A 16,713-nucleotide genomic window follows, 5' to 3' on the forward strand; every position below is an offset into this window, starting at 1 on the left:
TTCCCGGCTTGACCGGGAATCTCCTTTTTAAACTAGTCAATCAGCTTTGTTTAGCAACTTTTCTACAGTAGCGATAATCTTGTCTCTTTCGCCGCACCAGTTGGGGGCAATGAGCATGTCGCTCGGGCTTTCGCCGCTAAAACGTTCGATGGCGATCTCAAAGCCGATAATCTTGATCATTTCGGCCACCGCTTCGCAGTATTCCTCGAAGGTCAGGAGCTTGATTTCTCCGTTGGCGTAGTCCTGTGCCATCACGGTGCCTGCCACAATGTGCAGCGGGTGAATCTTGACGGCGGCAAGCTTCAAGTCGCGAACCACTTGTGCGGTATGCTTGAAATCTTCCATGGTTTCGCCGGGGAGGCCCACAATCACGTGCGTGGTCACAGTGAGTCCTGCCGCCTGGCAACGCTTGACGGCGTCCGTGAATTCGGCGAGGGTATGCCTGCGGTTGATGGCGGCAAGTGTCAAATCGTTTGCGGTTTGCAGGCCGATTTCTACGATAATCGGCTTTTTGCGGTTAAGTTCCGCGAGGTAGGCGACCTTGTCTTCTTCGAGGCAGTCCGGGCGCGTGCCGATGGCAAGGCCCGCAATTTCCTTATGCTTGATAATCGGGTCGATGATTCCCTTCAGGTGTTCCAGCGGCGCGTGCGTATTCGTGTACGGCTGCAAGTAGGCCAAAATGCCTGCGTTCGGGTACTTTTCGCGGAGCCTCGGCACAAATTTGTCGAGCTGTTCCTGAATCGAGACCTTCGCCTGGTCAAATACCGGGCTAAAGCTGCGGTTATTGCAGTAGCTGCAACCCGAAAAACTCTTGGTGCCGTCCAGATTCGGGCAACTCATGCCGCCGTTCAGGGGGAGCTTGCGCACCTTCAGGTAATTCGGGAAAACCTTCAGCAGTAAGTCTCGGTAGGGAGTGTAATGCATATGTCATAATATAGCATTTAATGAAACCAAGCCGAATGTAAATATTAATTATATTTAGCCACTATGATGTATAGGTTTCTTTTTCTCTTTTTAGCCTTGGTTTTGGCGTCCCATGCTTTTGCTGAAAAAGGGGGACTTCTGGGTAACCTTCATGCCGTTCAAGAAGACGAAGCGATTCACCGTGGAAACTTCTTGACGGGTGCTACCTTGTTCTTGCTGCAGGGAGAATCCGATGAAGATGCCCTGAATATCATTTTCGGCGATATTTACAAGGCCGAGGGGTACACGTTTACGGCCGAAGGCTTTGGCGGCTATTTTATCCGTGATGCCATGGCCATCGGTGCCCGAGTGGGGTATAGCCGAACTTTTGTGGATATCGATTTCTCCATTCTCGAAGACATTGCCGATGTCAAGGAACATCGCAAGTACGTGAGCAACGGATTCTTTGTACAGCCGTTTCTCAAGAACTACTTGAAGGTTTTTGATTCCAGAACCATCTATTTCTTTAACGAAACTTCGCTCAAGGTGGAATATTCCTACGGCATTTCGCAATCCGATGACGGCGAAGAAATGTCCAAGACGAAAAATCACGGCTGGACATTCAATTTCGGCATCAATCCGGGCTTAAGCATTATGGTGCTGGACCGCTTGGCCTTTGAAACCTCGGTGGGCCTTTTGGGCTTGAGTTCGTCGTTTATGGAAATCGAAGAAAACGGGGAATCTCGCAGCGAGGTGCTGTACAATATCGTGAATTTCAAGATCAATTTGTTGGCCTTGGATTTTTCGCTGGTTTATTTCTTCTAATAAGTGGGGAGTGCTAATATGAAAAAATGGATTTTCCTTGCTTTGATGATGCTTCTTGGCGCATGTACCGCCGATTACGATACGTTTGATACCTCGGATTACCGTGAGCTCAAAGAAATCGCCGTTGCCGAACAAGATGGCTCGCCGGCGATATATTCGGAACAGCACCGCATTGAATTTGACCTGGTAGAAGTTCCCGATTCGCTTGACACTTGGGACTCGGTGACGCTTGAAGAACTCAATCTGAGCCATTTTGCAACGCTTCATTTGGTGGACGGCGATATCGATGATTTTCCGACGGATTCTGCGGGGCTCGATTCGCTTGCCAAGAAGGTGAAGTATTCCAAAGAGACTATTGAATCGGGCAAAACGATCCAAATTCCTTCTAGCCATGTACTTTATGTGGTTGTGGTTTCTGAAAGCGGTAAAAAATCTGTTTGGCAGTTGACTTTCAATATCCCGAATGTGGAACCTGAAAGTGGTTCTGAATCTAGCAGTTCTTCGGCCAAGTCCAGTAGCTCTGCAGAAAGTAAATCGAGCAGTTCCGAAAAGAGCGACAAGTCCAGCAGTTCGGAGTCCAAGGAATCTTCTAGCAGTTCTCAAAAAGCTGATGAATCGGGTAGTTCTGCAAGCACTTCAAGTTCGTCGGAATCTGACGAGCCCGAAAGCTCTGCTGCCACTTCAAGTTCTTCGGAATCCGAAGACCCTGGCACCGCCGAGGCTCCCAAGATTCTTTCGCTTTCGATTGCCGGTAAAGAAGCCGTTATCGATGAAGAAAGCAAGTCCATTCATGTAGACGACCTTGCTTTCCGTACGGACTTGACCGCCCTTGAACTTTCGGCGATGGAAGTTTCAGAAGGTGCTACGGCCAATGTGACGGTAGGAGAGTCTTACGATTTTGGCGCGGGTGTTCAGGTCAAGGTGACGAATGAAGACGAAAGCGTCATTTATTCGGTGAAGGCGGGCTACCAGTTACCAGGCGAAAATTTCAACTCCTGGAATAAGAATGATGTCACGCCGGATTCTATTTGGGGCAACGCCAATACGATTTTGACAACCACCGAAAAGAAAACTTCGGGTTCTATGATTGGCGCAATGATTAAAACTGGTTCCGCGCTTACTAAGATTGCAAGCGGGAGCCTCTATACGGCCGACTTTAATCCCAATGGCGTGGGCACGCTTTCGATGGCCAGTTCTTCGACTTGGCCCGATGGCAATGAACTTCTGGATTTTGGCAAGCCTTTTGCGGCAAGGCCCGAATTCATGGAAGTCAAGTTCAGCTACGAAGGCAAGGGCGACAGCTGCGACATTTATATTCTGCTTGAAAACCGCACCGGCAACAAGAATGTGAACCGCAAGTCCACCGATGTCAACACGCTGGTGGCTTCGGCTTGGTTCCGCTCCACTAAGGCGGATAACTCCGGCCGCGAAAATCCGGACGTCGTAAGCGTTTCGGAACCCGACGAAAATGGCATGCGCACGCTTCGCCTGAAACTCAAGTATGGCGAACCTCTTGAAGGATCTCCCATCGAAAATTCTTCGACATTCGATACCAAGTTGAAATCTTCGAATAAGGCCGCTATCAATAACGGCCTCGTGCAGGGAACGGGCGAAGAACCCGTGACACACATTCGCGTGGTGTTCGCCTCCAGTGCCGACGGAAATCACTACAAGGGCGTATCAGGTGCTACGCTCATTGTAGATGATTTGAAATTGATTTATTAAATAAAACTCACAAGGGGTTCCCAAATTACGGCCTTTTAACTACCTTTTGGACTAAGGTGAAAAAGATGCGAAAATTCCTCCTCCCAATCCTCATCGCGCTTTATGCGCTCGCCCTGGTGTCTTGCGATAGCAAGCAGGCGGTAATCCCCAATAAAGTCCATTGTGTTAATGATCTCGGCCACAAGAAGGTGGGCGTGCAGATCGGCAATACCGCCGATATTTACGCATCCGATTTCGGGGGCGATACCGCGAAAATCGATGTGGACCGCTACACGAAACTCGCTGATGCCGTGCAGGCGCTCAAACAGGGGAAAATCGACGCGGTCTTGAGTGATGACCAGCCCGCCAAGGCGTTCGTGCGTGAAAATCCGTCGCTCCGCATTCTAGATGAAGTCTTTGTCGAAGAAATGTACGCGGGCGTTGTCGCGAAGGGGAACGAGGCGTTGCTCGATTCCGTGAACCAGGCGCTCGATGCCATGAAAAAGGATGGCGTCTACGATTCGCTCTTTAATACCTATATCTATCGTACCGGTAACTATCATTATCAGAAGAAGGTAACCGAGGGGCGTAAGCTTGTGCTCTCTACGAACGCACAGTTTCCGCCGTACGAATACTACGAAAACGCCAAAATTACCGGTTTCGATATCGAAGTGGTCAACTATATTGCCGACTATCTGAACCGTACCGTCGAAATTCAGGACATCGAATTCGATGCGATTATCAATGCGGTTTCTTCGGGCAAGGCCGATGTCGGCTTCGCTGGCTTTACCGTGACCGAGGAACGCAAGAAGTCCATCAACTTCACGACACCGTATACGCTTTCGAAGATTGTCGTGATTGTCCGCGGCGACGAGGCGGTGGAAAGCGACGAGAGCTTTGCCGAACACTTCCGCAAGAATTTCGTGAAGGATTCCCGCTGGAAGTTTATCGCTCTGGGTCTTCGCAACACCCTCATCATTTCGCTCTTTGCGGCGCTGCTCGGCATTCTGATTGGCTTTATTGTGGCGCAGATTCGCACCGGCAATGAATTCAACGGTCGCTACAAGGTGCTGAACGCACTTGCTAAAGTGTACCTCGCCGTGATTCGTGGCACGCCGATGATGATTCAGTTGCTCATCATCTACTACATAGTCTTCTCGTCGGTGAACGTGAACAAGATCCTTGTGGCGATTGTGGCCTTCGGCGTGAACTCGGGTGCATACGTTTCTGAAATTATCCGTAGCGGCATCAAGGGCGTGGACCCGGGCCAGATTGAGGCGGGGCGCAGTCTCGGCCTCAAGTTCCGCACGGTCCTTTACCACATCGTTTACCCGCAGGCATTCAAGAACTCGCTCCCTGCGCTTACGAATGAATTTATCACGCTCATCAAGGAAACGTCCATTTGCGGCTACATCGGCCTGATGGACTTGACGCGCGGCGGTGACATTATCCGTAGCATGACCTACGAGGCGATGCTCCCGCTCCTTGCCGTGGCTGCCATTTACTTTGTCATTGTTGCCGGGCTTTCGGCCTGTGTTGCAAAGCTTGAAAAGAGGTTGAAGAAAAATGAACGCTAATGCAGAAACTTTAATCCAGGTCAAGGACCTTTGCAAATCTTACGGCGACAAGCAGATTCTCAAGGGAATCTCGCTCGACATTCATCGCGGTGACGTGATTGCGATTATCGGACCTTCGGGTTGCGGCAAGTCCACTTTCTTGCGCCAGCTGAACCTGCTCGAAAAGCCGACGGGTGGCGACATCCTGTTGGATGGCAAGAGCATTTTGGCGAAGGGCGTTTCGAAGCCGAGTATCCGTAGGCGCGTGGGCATGGTGTTCCAGCAGTTCAACCTGTTCAAGAACATGACCGCACTCAAGAATATCATGTTCGCTCCTGTGAAATTGGGGCTTTTGAACAAGGCGGATGCCGAAAAGCGTGCGAAGGAACTTCTGGACCGCATCGGTCTCTTGGATAGGGCCGATCATTATCCTGCACAGCTCTCTGGCGGCCAGCAACAGCGTGTGGCGATTGCCCGCGCCATGGCCATGCAGCCCGAGGCAATTCTGTTTGACGAACCGACAAGTGCCTTGGACCCCGAAATGGTCGGCGAAGTTCTCAAGATCATGAAGGACTTGGCAAAATCTGGCATGACGATGATTGTGGTGACGCACGAAATGAGCTTTGCCCGCGAAGTCGCCAACCGCGTGCTGTTCTTTGCCGATGGCGTGGTCAAGGAAGACGGCTCCCCCGAAGAAATCTTCGACAACCCGAAAGATTCCCGCCTCAAGGAATTTCTCTCGGCACTGAAGAAATAGGGCTATTTAAACGCGTTCAGACGTGAAAGCGGTTGTCGGCCTTCGAACGAAATGCCGATGCTGAATTGATTGATGAAGGCGCGGCGTTTGCGGTTCTTGACCGGGTCGTCAAAATGGACTGTCTTTAAAATCCACTGCAGTTTAGGGGTGATGTTTGCCATGTCGCCCAAGGGGAATCGTCTCATGGCCTGGACGCCACCCATGAATGCAAGATTCATGATGGAGTCTTGGCCCACATAGAATTCATCGAAACCGATTCCCGCCAACACGTCGAAACCGTATTCGTCGAATTCGTAGGTGCGGCCGATCATGGCGTCCAGTCCTGCGGCAGAAATTCCGTCTGCAAACATCAGGTCAACTTGAAGCTGGAATACGAATCGGAATACCTGGATTCTTGCGTTCGGAACGCTGAAGGTGAAATTTTCGTTAACGGCTTCTAGGCCGGATGTCATGAGCGATTTTCCTACAGAAACTCCGACACAAAGGCCTAAAACTCCGCTATTCTTGTCCGCTTCGTGTAATTCGGTGACAATGTCCTGATTAATCAAGGCTTGTAACGCGGTTCTATAGGGAGTATCGGGGTAACGCCTGAAAAAGTTGTCTCGGGCAAACAATAGCCAACTGTAGTCAAAATCGTAGTAGGTATCTCGTTCGTAAGGGCTTTCTTTTTGAATCCACAAGGTTGCCCAGGAGGTTGCCGCGTCAGCGGCGATTCCAGCCGGCGTCTTGGCGATTTCTATGGCGGCAGAGCCGACATCTTCGGGCTTTAGCCAATAAGTAAACATGTATTCGACGAACGCGCCTGTTTTCAGCTTAGAATTCTTTTGCAGGCTAGTCTTCTTGGCGAGCGCATAGAGCATGTCGTATTTCGAAATCATGTAGTCCATGACTAGGTTGTACACGGCGTTTTCTTCTTCAGTCAGAGTTCTCCCGTTTACTTCTTGACCGCCAAAATTCATGTACCTAGTGTAGGCGATAGGGACTGACACATGCCCGGGTCTATCTGTCCAGTAGAGTTTACCGGCCAAATGGGTGAGCTCGCTTTGCATTAATTCGTCTTTGCAGAGCTCGTTACGAATTTTTGGGGCATTTTCCTTGATGTAGTCCAATATGGCGGGGACTTCGGAAAGATCCCCACGGACAAAATGAACCATCAGGGTCGAGTCAAACGAACAGACGTTGACATCTTGCGCCAAAACCGGCGTACCCCAAAGCACGATTCCGAGAAAGAAGACGATTGCAAATAGCTTTCGCATGTTATTTCACGATTTCGACGGCCGCGAGTTCCTTGCCGGTTTCCAGGTGGTGTACGCTGAATCGCGGGGGAGTGGTGCCGTCGAAGGTTTCGTAGAGTCCGAAGGTCGGCGGGTTTCCGCCCTTGGGCAGGCTCGTGGAGCCGGGGTTCAGGCAGTAGACTCCATCAGCGTTCTTTTCGGCGGTAAAGATATGTGTATGACCGGAAAAATACACGTCGGCCTTGTAGTGGCTGAACAGGTACGGGTCATACAGGTGACCGTGGCTCAAAAATAGGCGCAGTCCGTTTTCTTCGAATTCGGCGTAGTCCGCGAGGCAGGGGAATCCCAGCACCATCTGGTCCACTTCGGCGTCGCAGTTGCCGCGAACGGCGGTAATTTTCTCCTTAAGAGGGCTCAAGAGCTCGACAACGCCTTGCGGGTCGTGTCCGCCGGGCAGCGGGTTCCGGGGACCGTGATAAAGAAGGTCGCCCAAAAGGAAAATGCGGTCGCATTTGTGCTTGTCGAGGTAAGAAAGCGCCATCTTGCAGGCGAACGCAGAACCGTGGATATCAGAAAGAACAAGAGTACGCATAAAAGAAAATCCCGTTTTCCATAATATAGCTATAAAATGGGGGAGATTTCATTCAAAATAGGTATATTTGGAGCGATGAACGTTTTCTACCACCTTCCCGGCCTGTTCGAATTTTACGACCTATACAAGGCTTTTTTGCCGCTGTTCCGCGAGCATCGGGAATACTTTTACGAGTGGTGCGAAATCGGTTCCATTTACGGTGCGCCCAGCGATTGCCTGTGGGGTGGTGGCCGTGTCGGATTTGGCGATGCAGATCCCGATGAGGTGGCTGCCTTCATGAAAGAATTTGGCATCTCGGCGCGCCTGACCTTCAGTAACTCCCTTCTCCGGGAAGAACACCTTTCTGACAAGAAATGTAACGATTTGTGCGCCTTGTTCGAGAAAAATGGCGATGCGCCGAGCGGAATTATCGTCCATTCGGACCTGTTGCTCGATTACCTTAAGGCGAAGTATCCGGGATTCTATTTCGTGTCATCCACGACGAAGGTCCTGACGGATTTTGGTCGATTCGAAGAGGAACTGGACCGCGATGATTTCAGTTACGTAGTGCCGGATTTCAGGCTCAACAAGCAGTTTGCCAAACTGAACTCTTTGTCGGCAACGCAAAAGCAGAAAGTCGAATTCCTGTGCAATGAATGCTGCTGGTTCGGGTGCCCCGACCGGAAAAATTGCTATGAGAACGTGAGCCGGAAGAACCTCGGCGAAAGCTGCGAAGACCACGTTTGCGCCTCTCCGAACGCCCAAAGGGGTTACCGGTTTTCCGATGCCATGAAAAATCCCGGATTTATCGGAATTGAAGACATTCAAAAGGTTTATGCCCCGCAAGGGTTCCGCCATTTCAAAATCGAGGGCCGCAGCCTGGGCAGTGCCCTCATCCTGGAATTCTTGCTTTTTTACATGGTCAAACCCGAATTCCAGCTCCCTGTTCGGGAAGAAATCTACCTGGATAGCACGTTGGACTTGTTTTAGGGCGGGGCTAGCTTATTTTTTCCGTTTTTCGGCTTTGAGGGGCGTTTTTTCCATTGTCTGAAACACGAAAAAGTGCTATATTTGATGCGTAAAATTCTAATTACCTTAAAAGGAAGGTTAAAATCATGGCAAGAAAGAAGATTGCACTCGTTGGTGCTGGTCAAATCGGTGGTACAATGGCTCTCGTCATCGCCCAGAAGAATCTTGGCGACGTTGTTCTTATCGACATTCCGCAGACTCAGGGTATGCCTAAGGGTAAGGCCCTCGATATCATGGAAGGCCGCTCTGTCATCAACTCCTCCGTGGATCTTCAGGGTTCTACCGACTACTCTGCTATCAAGGGTGCCGATGTCGTGATCGTTACCGCCGGTTTCCCGCGTATGCCGGGCATGAGCCGTGACGACCTTCTGGACAAGAACTGCGGCGTTATCAAGACCGTCGCTGAAGCCATTAAGGAAAACGCTCCGGATGCATTCGTGATCGTGATTACGAACCCGCTCGACGCCATGGTCTACAACATGCAGAAGCAGTCCGGTCTCCCGGCCAACAAGGTGATCGGTATGGCTGGCGTGCTTGACTCTGCCCGTCTCGCTTGCTTCGTTGCCGACGAACTCGGCGTGTCTGTCGAAGACGTGAAGGCCCTCGTGATGGGCGGCCACGGCGACACCATGGTTTCCATCATGGAATGTGTCACTGTCGGTGGCATCCCGGTTTCTCAGCTCATGAGCAAGGAAAAGTTTGCCGAACTCGCCAAGCGTACCGCCGGTGCCGGTGGCGAAATCGTGAACCTCCTCGGCCGCGGCTCCGCCTTCTACAGCCCGGCTACTTCTGCCGTGCACATGGCTGAAGCCTACCTCCTCGACAAGAAGAACGTGTTCTCTTGCGCTGCCAAGCTGAACGGCGAATACGGCGTTAGCGGTCTCTACTGCGGCGTGCCGGTTGTCGTCGGTGCAAACGGTGTCGAAAAGATCATCGAAGTTTCTATGAACGACGAAGAAAAGGCTGCTTTCGCAAAGTCTGTTGACGCCTGCCGCAAGAACGCTGAATGGGTCGACGCACATACGTAACCTTCGCGCCCAATTGTATTGGACTTGAAGAGCCTGCCCTGAGCTTGTTTCAGGGTGGGCTTTTTTGTAGTTACGCGAAGTGTGGACTTTTTATTTTGAAATTTTGATAAAACCTGCATAATTCTGTTTTATCTTACTAAAAGTGTGGACTTTTTAATGAAAAATCTATTGACTTTTGGAGGGTTTAAAGATATATTTAGATTAGACGTGTCGTCAGGGAGTTTATAATGGTTATGGGCCTGGGAAAATCTTTTGGTTTCGTGGCGCTATTGGGAGCGTCGCTTGGTGTTGCAACGTCCTTCGCGGCCGATTGGTACGCGAAGGACAATTTGCAGCCAGGGCATGACCCGAGCATGATCCGCTTTGAGGACGGCTACGCCCTCATGAGCACGAACAACAATCTGCAACTGTGGACATCGGAAGATGCCTACACTTGGCGCGACCACAAGTCGACCGTGAGCGCCATTCCGCAGTGGGCCTATACCTACGCGCCCAAGACCGAGGGCATCTGGGCTCCGGACCTTTTCTACATGAACGGCGAATACCGCGTTTACTATTGCGTGTCGGAATTCGGCGTGCGCAATTCGGCTATCGGTTACCAGTCGACGACCTCGATTATGCCGGGAAGCACTGGCTATGGCTGGAAGGACCATGGCCATGTTTTCCATACGAAGCAGGGGACAGATTCGTATAACGCCATCGACGCCGACGTGGTCAAGGATACCGAGGGCAATTACTGGATGGCTTTCGGTTCGTTCGGACTCGGCATTCAGTTGATCAAGCTGGACGCGACTACGGGCTACCAGGCGAGCGACGACAAGACGGTCTACAACATTGCCCGCCGTACGAGCAAGGAAAGCGGCGGCGCCGAAGAAGGCCCGAGCCTGATTGAGCATAATGGGCAGTACTTCTTGTTCACGGCGTGGGACAAGTGTTGCCAGCAGGGCGCAAATATCGAGCAGACTACCTACAAGACGGCTTACGGCCGCGCGGACAAGGTGACGGGCCCGTACAAGGACCGCGCCGGTTACAATATGGCGACGGGCGGCGGCACGATTCTTTTGGAACGCTACGGACGCTATGTGGGCCCGGGCGGTGGCGAGGCCTTCCAGGACTTGAACCGTGTGCGCTTTGTGCATCACTACTATGATTTGAATGGCGACAAGTACAACCATATTCATATTCGTGATGTCGTGTTTACCGAGGATAACTGGGCTGAGATGGGACAGCCCTTCCTCGGGCGTTATTTGAGTGCCGAAGTCGAACATGGTGCGCTGACGCGTGCGGTGTCGGGCGACCTTGCAATCACGCGGAGCAATACGGCCTCGAATGGGGAATATCTCGCTTACGTGAATACCGCAGGTTCCAAGATTCGCTTGCCGATGAACATTATGCAAGCGGGTAACTACCTGCTGCGTTACCGCTACGCTAACGGTGGCGATGCTGCCGCGGAGCACAAGGTGACGGTGAATGGCAAGTCGCAGACGGTGGCGCTCCCGCCGACAGGTTCTTGGGGCACGTTCCCCGAAAAGTCTGTGGTGATGGTGCCTGCGACACTCAAGCGCGGCGGCAATTTCATTGAGATTGAACCTTCGCCGAACGGCAACTTTGCGGAACTCGATCGCATCGATTTCTTGCGCGTGATTCGCGATACGATTCCGGCGAACGGCTTTGACAACGGCATCCGTGTGCGCCTCACGAAGGACGACGAGTTCGCCATCAAGGATGGCGGCTACGCGATTTTCGAGAACGTGGTGACGGATTCCATCGTGGCTACGGAAGTGGCTGTCGAGGTGAAGAGCCTTACGGGCGGCAAGCTCAGCATTCGTGACGGTAAGAAGGATGGGACCGTTCTTTCTGAATGCGAACTGGTGGCGGCCAACGAGAAATTTACGTCTAAGGGCTGGACGACGGTGAACTGCTCGAATCTTAAGAGCATTGGCGGCGTGAAGGACTTTTACCTGACAGCATCCGGCGTTTCGGGCGAAGCGATTGTGAAGAACATCGTGTTTGCGAGTTCATCGGGAGAAATCGTTTGCAATCAGGAACCGTGCGGTGACCCGATTTCTAGCTCCAGCGGCAAAGACATTACCTCGAGTTCTTCGGGTACGACCGCGATTGCCCCGCGTGCTGTACGCCACGATTCTCCGGCATCCGCCCGCAAGGGCTACCGCGACCTCAAGGGCCGTAGCTTTGACAAGCAAATCCCGTACCGGGTGATGTTCTAGTTCTGCTAGAAAATGTTTGCTTGCAAGGTGAAACTTTTTAGTGTATTTTTGATTTGTGGTGTATGGGTAAAGCGAGGAAAAATGAATTTCGGGATTGGCAAGGCGTCTGTCGTAACGACTGCGGCAATACTTACTTTGGTTTGTTCGGCTTTTGCGGCCGATTGGTACGCGAAGGAGACGCGCTGGGCAGGGCATGACCCGGACATCATCCGTTACGAGGACGGCTATGCGCTCGCGACGACGGACAACCACATGCTGATGCAGTTTTCCGAGGATGCGCTGAACTGGAAGAACGGCGATCCCGCCATGCCGGAATTTTCGAAGTGGCTTTACAAGTACGCGCCGAATATGATTGACATCTGGGCGCCGGACATTCATTACATTGGCGGGGAATACCGCATGTACTATTGCGGTTCCGAGATGGGCATCCGTTCATCGGGCATGGGGTTCATGGCGAGCAAGGAAATCGACCCGACCAAGCCCGGCTACGGCTGGACGGACATGGGCGAGGTGATTCACACGGTCAAGAGCGATGCCTACAACGCGATTGACGCGGCGGTGCTGAAGGACAACGATGGCAAGGTCTGGATGGCGTTCGGTTCGTGGGGCACGGGTATCCACATTCTGGAACTGAACGAAGAAACAGGCAAAGTGAAAGACGGTGCGAAGATGATCAACATCGCGAACCGCGGCGGTTCGGGCATCGAGGGCGCAAGCCTCATCGAGCACGACGGCTACTACTACCTGTTTACGGCGTGGGATAACTGCTGCAAGAAGGGCGCTGACCTCGAGAATAATTCCTACAAGACGACGGTGGGGCGCTCCAACCGCATTGACGGCGGGTATGTGGACCGCAGCGGCAAGGCGCTCCTGAATGGCGGCGGCACGATTCTGTTGAGCCGATACGGACGCTACTACGGGCCTGCGGGCGGCGAGGCGTTCCAGGACGTGAACCGCCAGCGTTTTGTAAACCATTACTACGACAAGAATGACGGCGGAAATTCCTACATACAAGTTCGCGACATCGTCTATACCGATGACGGTTGGCCGGAACTCGGGCAACCGTTCCTCGGGCGTTACCTGAGCGCCGAAGCGGAACAAGGCGCTTTGACTCATGTGGATATTTCAAGCAGCTCGATGGCCTCGAACGGAGAATTCTGCGCCTATATCAATTACGAAGACAGCAAGATTCGTTTGCCGATGATTATCCCGCAGGCGGGCGACTACCTGATTCGCTACCGCTATGACAATAACTGGACCGAAGACGGCGCGAACGGCAGTTCCCACTTTGTGAGCATCAACGGCAAGAACCAGGAAGTGGATCTGCCGCTGACAGGCGCGTGGAGCGCGTTCCCCGAGAAGTCGGTGGTGTACATTCCCGCGAAACTTAAGCGCGGTTCGAATTTTATCGAGATTACGAAGGGCAAGCATTATGCGGAACTTGACAGGCTTGATTTCTTGCGCATCATTCGCGATACGATTCCGGCGAACGGCTTCGATAACGGTATCCGCGTGCGACTCACCGAGAAAGATGAGTTCGCCATCAAGGATGGCGGCTATGCAATTTTCGAGAACGTGATTACGGATTCCATTGCGGGCCCGGGCGTGCTTGTGCAGGTGAAGAACGGCGCAGGCGGCATACTGAACATCCGCAAGGATAGCAAGAAGGGCGACGTGATTTCCAAGTGCGAATTACCCTCGGCGGGTGATGCGAGCAAGTGGATTGACGTGCGCTGCTCCAACCTGCCGGAGCTCAAGGGCGTGCAGGACTTCTACCTGACCGCAGAAGGCCTCGGCGGCGAAACTCTCCTCGGTAACATCAAGTTCGACGAAGGCTTGAAGGATTCGACGACAGCCATCCGTCGCATTGCACCGCGCAACAATATGCAGTTGCCTGCTCAAAACAAAAAATACCGCGACCTCAAGGGCCGTCGGTATAATAAGCAAATTCCGTATAGGGTGATGTTCTAGGGTTACTTCAGCCAGTCCTTGTACTTGATCCAGATGTGCAGCCAGATTCGGGCGACGGAATCAATGGCATCGCTAAAAATCATGGTGCTGTACATCTCGAAATATTTGCCCCATTCGGTTTCCGTTTCGAATTCCTTCATGGATTTCGTGTTTTCAAAATTTTCGGGAATCAAGAAATACGAGAACAGGTAGGAATACTGCGAAACGACGCTCATGTAGTCCCACACGTTATTGTTCTTGCCTCCCCAGCCGTGCATGTACTTGCGGGATGCAATGTCGTTTTCCACGTTCGTGGTAAACGAAGATGCTGTCAGCGGTAGCGGGTATCCGTCAGGGTCGTAGAAGAATCGGTTGTTGTCCTTGTCGATTTTGTATGCCTTGCTGATTGCGTCTTCCCATTTCTTTTCAATTCCGCCGTGAATGCCCTTGCCGTCGGAATAGGGGCGGCAGTCGCAGTGCAGGGGCATGTGGCAGTCGGCAATGTAGTGGCTCAAGATAAAGAATCGCATGGCGATGTGGTTGCCGGAGGTGGCGATGGGACAGCCCTTTTCTTCGCGGTTGAGCATCTTGAAATTGTCGATGATGCTGTGCGAAATAGCTTCGCAGCGGTCTGCGCAGTTGCCACCTTCAATTGTGTAGGGTTTGCCCTTGAGCGGCGATTCCTTGGACATCTTGGTGTAAATGCTATGGGTCGAAGGCAAACTGCCGAAGGTGTTGTAGGTGCCGTCTTCGGCGGGGCGGTATTTGACGATGTGGCTCGTTGCCATGTCCTTGAAAACATCGTCGGGGTACCAGGCTCCCTTGATAACGAAGTCGCGGTAGTTCTTGAACCATTTGACTAGTGCCTTGGCTTCGGTGCGGACTTTATCGGTGACGCCTGTAATCACATTTTCGTCGGTGGTGGTGGCGATAATTTCCAAACGCTTGATTGCCATAAAGGCAATCCATGCATGAGAATATTTTTTCACGCTGGTGTCTCCTTGTTTGCCTGCAAATATAAGTTTTAATTGCGAATGTATGACAGAATATGTTGTATAAATTACAAAACAAATATATTGCCTACAAACGAGGCATGATGATGGATTGTTGTTTTTTTATATTTGTTCACATGCTTACGATTAATGGACAGAGTGTCGATGCCGCCGGAAAGACGGTTGCCGAGTACCTGGCAGAAACCGGGTTCAATACCGTACGCATCGCGGTCGAACGGAACGAAGAAATTGTGCCCAAGGCAAAGTATGCCGAAACGGTGCTGGCCGACGGCGACGTCGTCGAGGTTGTGAATTTTGTAGGCGGCGGGTGATGACTGCTAATCTTTCGCAGATGCGCGAACCTTCTCGCATACCTTCGCAGAACGAGATGCACGCTGCGCTTGAAAAGCGGCAGGGTGCAGAAGCCGTGCGAAAGTTGCAGGCGGCAACGGTTGCTGTTTGCGGTTTGGGCGGCCTCGGTTCGAATATCGCGATTTCTTTGGCTCGTGCCGGTGTCGGTAAACTCATTCTGATTGATTTTGACTGTGTCGATGTGACGAATTTGCATCGCCAGCAGTACAAGGCGTGCCAAGTGGGCAGGCCGAAGCCGGAAGCATTGCTTACAAACTTGAAAGAGATTGCGCCGTATACGGAATACGAAACGCATTTCGAGAAGGTGACCGCCGAAAATGCGGAGGCGCTGCTTGGCAAGGCCGACGTGATTTGCGAGGCGTTTGACAATGCCGAGGCCAAGGCGATGCTTGTGAACACGGTGCTTGAAAACATGCCCGAAAAGTTCCTGGTTGCTGCTTCTGGCATGGCGGGCTACGATAGCGGTAATTTGATTACGACCCGCAAGGTGACCAAACGCTTTTACGTTTGCGGTGACGGCAAAAGTGACGTGAATGACGGAATCGGGCTCATTGCGCCCCGCGTGATGCTTTGCGCCGCTCACCAGGCCCTGACTGTGATTCGCCTGATTCTTGGAATGGAATAATTCTATATTTACCTTCGCAAAAAAGAAGGCTATATGGCAGACAAGAAAGATACTCTCGTTATCGGTGGTCACGAATTCAATTCCCGCTTTATTCTAGGTTCCGGAAAGTATTCCCTCAAGCTGATTGAGGCTGCTGTGCGCGATGCCGGGGCACAGATTGTGACCCTCGCGGTGCGCCGTGCGAACACCAAGGACCATGAAAACATTCTGGACTATATTCCGAAGGGTGTGACGCTGTTGCCGAATACGTCCGGCGCACGCAACGCCGCTGAAGCGGTGCGCATCGCGCGTCTTTCCCGCGAACTCGGCTGCGGTGATTTCGTCAAGATCGAAATCATGCGCGACACCAAATACCTTTTGCCCGACAACTACGAAACCATCAAGGCGACTGAAACCTTGGCGAAAGAAGGTCTCGTCGTGATGCCGTATATGTACCCGGATCTGAACGTGGCGCGCGACCTCGCGAACGCGGGTGCCGCAGCCGTGATGCCGCTGGCGTCTCCGATTGGCTCTAACAAGGGTCTTTCGACTCGCGAATTCATCCAGATTCTCATCGATGAAATCGACCTCCCGATTATCGTGGATGCAGGTATCGGCAAACCGTCCGAAGCTTGTGCCGCCATGGAAATGGGTGCTGCCGCGATTATGGCGAATACCGCTCTTGCTACCGCCGGCGACTTGCCCATGATGGCCCAGAGTTTCAAGCTCGCCATCGAAGCGGGTCGCAAGGCGTACCTCGCTGGCCTTGGCCGTGTGCTGACCCGCGGTGCCTCTGCCTCTGACCCGCTGACGGGTTTCTTGAGAGATTAAAATCGGGGTTTTAGGGGCTTCGCCCCTAGGCGAAGGGGTAACGAAAAAAAGACGAGCTTTTCGCTCGTCCTTTTTGTAAGAACGAAAACCACCAGCTAGGCTGGTGGTTCTAAAGAAGCCTTCTGGCG

15 protein-coding genes are annotated in these 16,713 nt (G+C 52.2%); 11 read left to right on the forward strand and 4 right to left on the reverse strand.

From position 1 onward, the window contains the following. Nucleotides 1-36 precede the first annotated feature (36 nt). Complete coding sequence (locus B7989_RS13445; protein WP_088628980.1) at nucleotides 37-924, reverse strand: TIGR01212 family radical SAM protein; 888 nt, start codon at nucleotides 922-924, stop codon at nucleotides 37-39. Nucleotides 925-987: 63 nt separating this feature from the next. Between B7989_RS13445 and B7989_RS13450 the strand changes: the two genes are divergently transcribed. From B7989_RS13450 to B7989_RS13465, 4 genes are all read left to right on the forward strand, one after another. Continuing rightward, complete coding sequence (locus B7989_RS13450; protein ID WP_088628981.1) at nucleotides 988-1,728, forward strand: hypothetical protein; 741 nt, start codon at nucleotides 988-990, stop codon at nucleotides 1,726-1,728. 18 nt (nucleotides 1,729-1,746) lie between these two features. Beyond that, on the forward strand, nucleotides 1,747-3,453 hold the full coding sequence (locus B7989_RS13455; protein WP_088628982.1) for a PCMD domain-containing protein: 1,707 nt from the start codon (nucleotides 1,747-1,749) through the stop codon (nucleotides 3,451-3,453). A 65-nt stretch (nucleotides 3,454-3,518) separates the two neighbouring features. Continuing rightward, nucleotides 3,519-5,009, forward strand: a complete 1,491-nt coding sequence (locus tag B7989_RS13460) for an ABC transporter substrate-binding protein/permease (protein ID WP_088628993.1) — start codon at nucleotides 3,519-3,521, stop codon at nucleotides 5,007-5,009. Further along, nucleotides 4,999-5,745, forward strand: coding sequence for an amino acid ABC transporter ATP-binding protein (locus B7989_RS13465; protein WP_088628983.1), 747 nt, complete (start codon nucleotides 4,999-5,001; stop codon nucleotides 5,743-5,745). The genes B7989_RS13460 and B7989_RS13465 overlap by 11 nt, the downstream gene beginning before the upstream one ends. Before the next feature lie 2 nt (nucleotides 5,746-5,747). Here the strand turns inward: B7989_RS13465 and B7989_RS13470 are convergent, their stop codons facing one another. Together B7989_RS13470 and yfcE are read right to left on the reverse strand one after the other, a co-directional pair. Then, the gene (locus B7989_RS13470) at nucleotides 5,748-7,001 is read right to left on the reverse strand and encodes a hypothetical protein (RefSeq protein ID WP_088628984.1); all 1,254 of its coding nucleotides are present in this window, start codon (nucleotides 6,999-7,001) and stop codon (nucleotides 5,748-5,750) included. A gap of 1 nt (nucleotide 7,002) precedes the next feature. Continuing rightward, nucleotides 7,003-7,572, reverse strand: coding sequence for a phosphodiesterase (gene yfcE, locus B7989_RS13475; protein WP_088628985.1), 570 nt, complete (start codon nucleotides 7,570-7,572; stop codon nucleotides 7,003-7,005). Nucleotides 7,573-7,647: 75 nt separating this feature from the next. On the opposite strand from yfcE, the gene B7989_RS13480 reads away from it, so the two are divergent. The 4 genes from B7989_RS13480 to B7989_RS13495 all read left to right on the forward strand — a co-directional run bounded on the left by B7989_RS13480 (nucleotide 7,648) and on the right by B7989_RS13495 (nucleotide 13,807). Beyond that, complete coding sequence (locus B7989_RS13480; RefSeq protein ID WP_088628986.1) at nucleotides 7,648-8,541, forward strand: hypothetical protein; 894 nt, start codon at nucleotides 7,648-7,650, stop codon at nucleotides 8,539-8,541. Nucleotides 8,542-8,666: 125 nt separating this feature from the next. Further along, entirely contained in the window at nucleotides 8,667-9,608 is a 942-nt protein-coding gene (gene mdh, locus B7989_RS13485) for a malate dehydrogenase (protein WP_088628987.1), read from the forward strand. A gap of 227 nt (nucleotides 9,609-9,835) precedes the next feature. Further along, complete coding sequence (locus tag B7989_RS13490) at nucleotides 9,836-11,836, forward strand: family 43 glycosylhydrolase (RefSeq protein ID WP_088628988.1); 2,001 nt, start codon at nucleotides 9,836-9,838, stop codon at nucleotides 11,834-11,836. An 81-nt stretch (nucleotides 11,837-11,917) separates the two neighbouring features. Continuing rightward, entirely contained in the window at nucleotides 11,918-13,807 is a 1,890-nt protein-coding gene (locus B7989_RS13495; protein ID WP_233144432.1) for a family 43 glycosylhydrolase, read from the forward strand. A gap of 2 nt (nucleotides 13,808-13,809) precedes the next feature. On the opposite strand, the gene B7989_RS13500 is transcribed toward B7989_RS13495, so the two are convergent. Next, a complete protein-coding gene (locus tag B7989_RS13500; RefSeq protein WP_088628989.1) occupies nucleotides 13,810-14,775 on the reverse strand; it encodes a hypothetical protein in 966 nt (321 codons plus the stop codon). Between the two features lie 140 nt (nucleotides 14,776-14,915). Here B7989_RS13500 and thiS point away from each other — a divergent pair, with 140 nt between their 5' ends. The 3 genes from thiS to B7989_RS13515 are packed head-to-tail and all read left to right on the forward strand — an operon-like array spanning nucleotide 14,916 to nucleotide 16,585. Beyond that, nucleotides 14,916-15,110 (forward strand): sulfur carrier protein ThiS, encoded by a 195-nt coding sequence (gene thiS / locus B7989_RS13505; protein WP_233144433.1) that lies wholly within the window; start codon nucleotides 14,916-14,918, stop codon nucleotides 15,108-15,110. After that, complete coding sequence (thiF, locus tag B7989_RS13510; protein ID WP_233144434.1) at nucleotides 15,110-15,775, forward strand: thiamine biosynthesis protein ThiF; 666 nt, start codon at nucleotides 15,110-15,112, stop codon at nucleotides 15,773-15,775. The genes thiS and thiF overlap by 1 nt, the downstream gene beginning before the upstream one ends. A gap of 33 nt (nucleotides 15,776-15,808) precedes the next feature. Beyond that, complete coding sequence (locus B7989_RS13515) at nucleotides 15,809-16,585, forward strand: thiazole synthase (protein ID WP_088628990.1); 777 nt, start codon at nucleotides 15,809-15,811, stop codon at nucleotides 16,583-16,585. The last annotated feature ends 128 nt before the right edge of the window (nucleotides 16,586-16,713 follow it).

This window comes from Fibrobacter sp. UWB5 (genome assembly GCF_002210295.1).
Classification (GTDB): Bacteria; Fibrobacterota; Fibrobacteria; order Fibrobacterales; family Fibrobacteraceae; genus Fibrobacter.

Excerpts from the sequence above, each read along its gene's own strand:
- B7989_RS13445 (WP_088628980.1), bottom strand. The coding sequence starts at position 924 with ATGCATTACACTCCCTACCGAGACTTACTGCTGAAGGTTTTCCCGAAT.
- B7989_RS13450 (WP_088628981.1), top strand. The coding sequence starts at position 988 with ATGATGTATAGGTTTCTTTTTCTCTTTTTAGCCTTGGTTTTGGCGTCC.
- B7989_RS13455 (WP_088628982.1), top strand. The coding sequence starts at position 1,747 with ATGAAAAAATGGATTTTCCTTGCTTTGATGATGCTTCTTGGCGCATGT.
- B7989_RS13460 (WP_088628993.1), top strand. The coding sequence starts at position 3,519 with ATGCGAAAATTCCTCCTCCCAATCCTCATCGCGCTTTATGCGCTCGCC.
- B7989_RS13465 (WP_088628983.1), top strand. The coding sequence starts at position 4,999 with ATGAACGCTAATGCAGAAACTTTAATCCAGGTCAAGGACCTTTGCAAA.
- B7989_RS13470 (WP_088628984.1), bottom strand. The coding sequence starts at position 7,001 with ATGCGAAAGCTATTTGCAATCGTCTTCTTTCTCGGAATCGTGCTTTGG.
- yfcE (WP_088628985.1), bottom strand. The coding sequence starts at position 7,572 with ATGCGTACTCTTGTTCTTTCTGATATCCACGGTTCTGCGTTCGCCTGC.
- B7989_RS13480 (WP_088628986.1), top strand. The coding sequence starts at position 7,648 with ATGAACGTTTTCTACCACCTTCCCGGCCTGTTCGAATTTTACGACCTA.
- mdh (WP_088628987.1), top strand. The coding sequence starts at position 8,667 with ATGGCAAGAAAGAAGATTGCACTCGTTGGTGCTGGTCAAATCGGTGGT.
- B7989_RS13490 (WP_088628988.1), top strand. The coding sequence starts at position 9,836 with ATGGTTATGGGCCTGGGAAAATCTTTTGGTTTCGTGGCGCTATTGGGA.
- B7989_RS13495 (WP_233144432.1), top strand. The coding sequence starts at position 11,918 with ATGAATTTCGGGATTGGCAAGGCGTCTGTCGTAACGACTGCGGCAATA.
- thiS (WP_233144433.1), top strand. The coding sequence starts at position 14,916 with ATGCTTACGATTAATGGACAGAGTGTCGATGCCGCCGGAAAGACGGTT.
- thiF (WP_233144434.1), top strand. The coding sequence starts at position 15,110 with ATGACTGCTAATCTTTCGCAGATGCGCGAACCTTCTCGCATACCTTCG.
- B7989_RS13515 (WP_088628990.1), top strand. The coding sequence starts at position 15,809 with ATGGCAGACAAGAAAGATACTCTCGTTATCGGTGGTCACGAATTCAAT.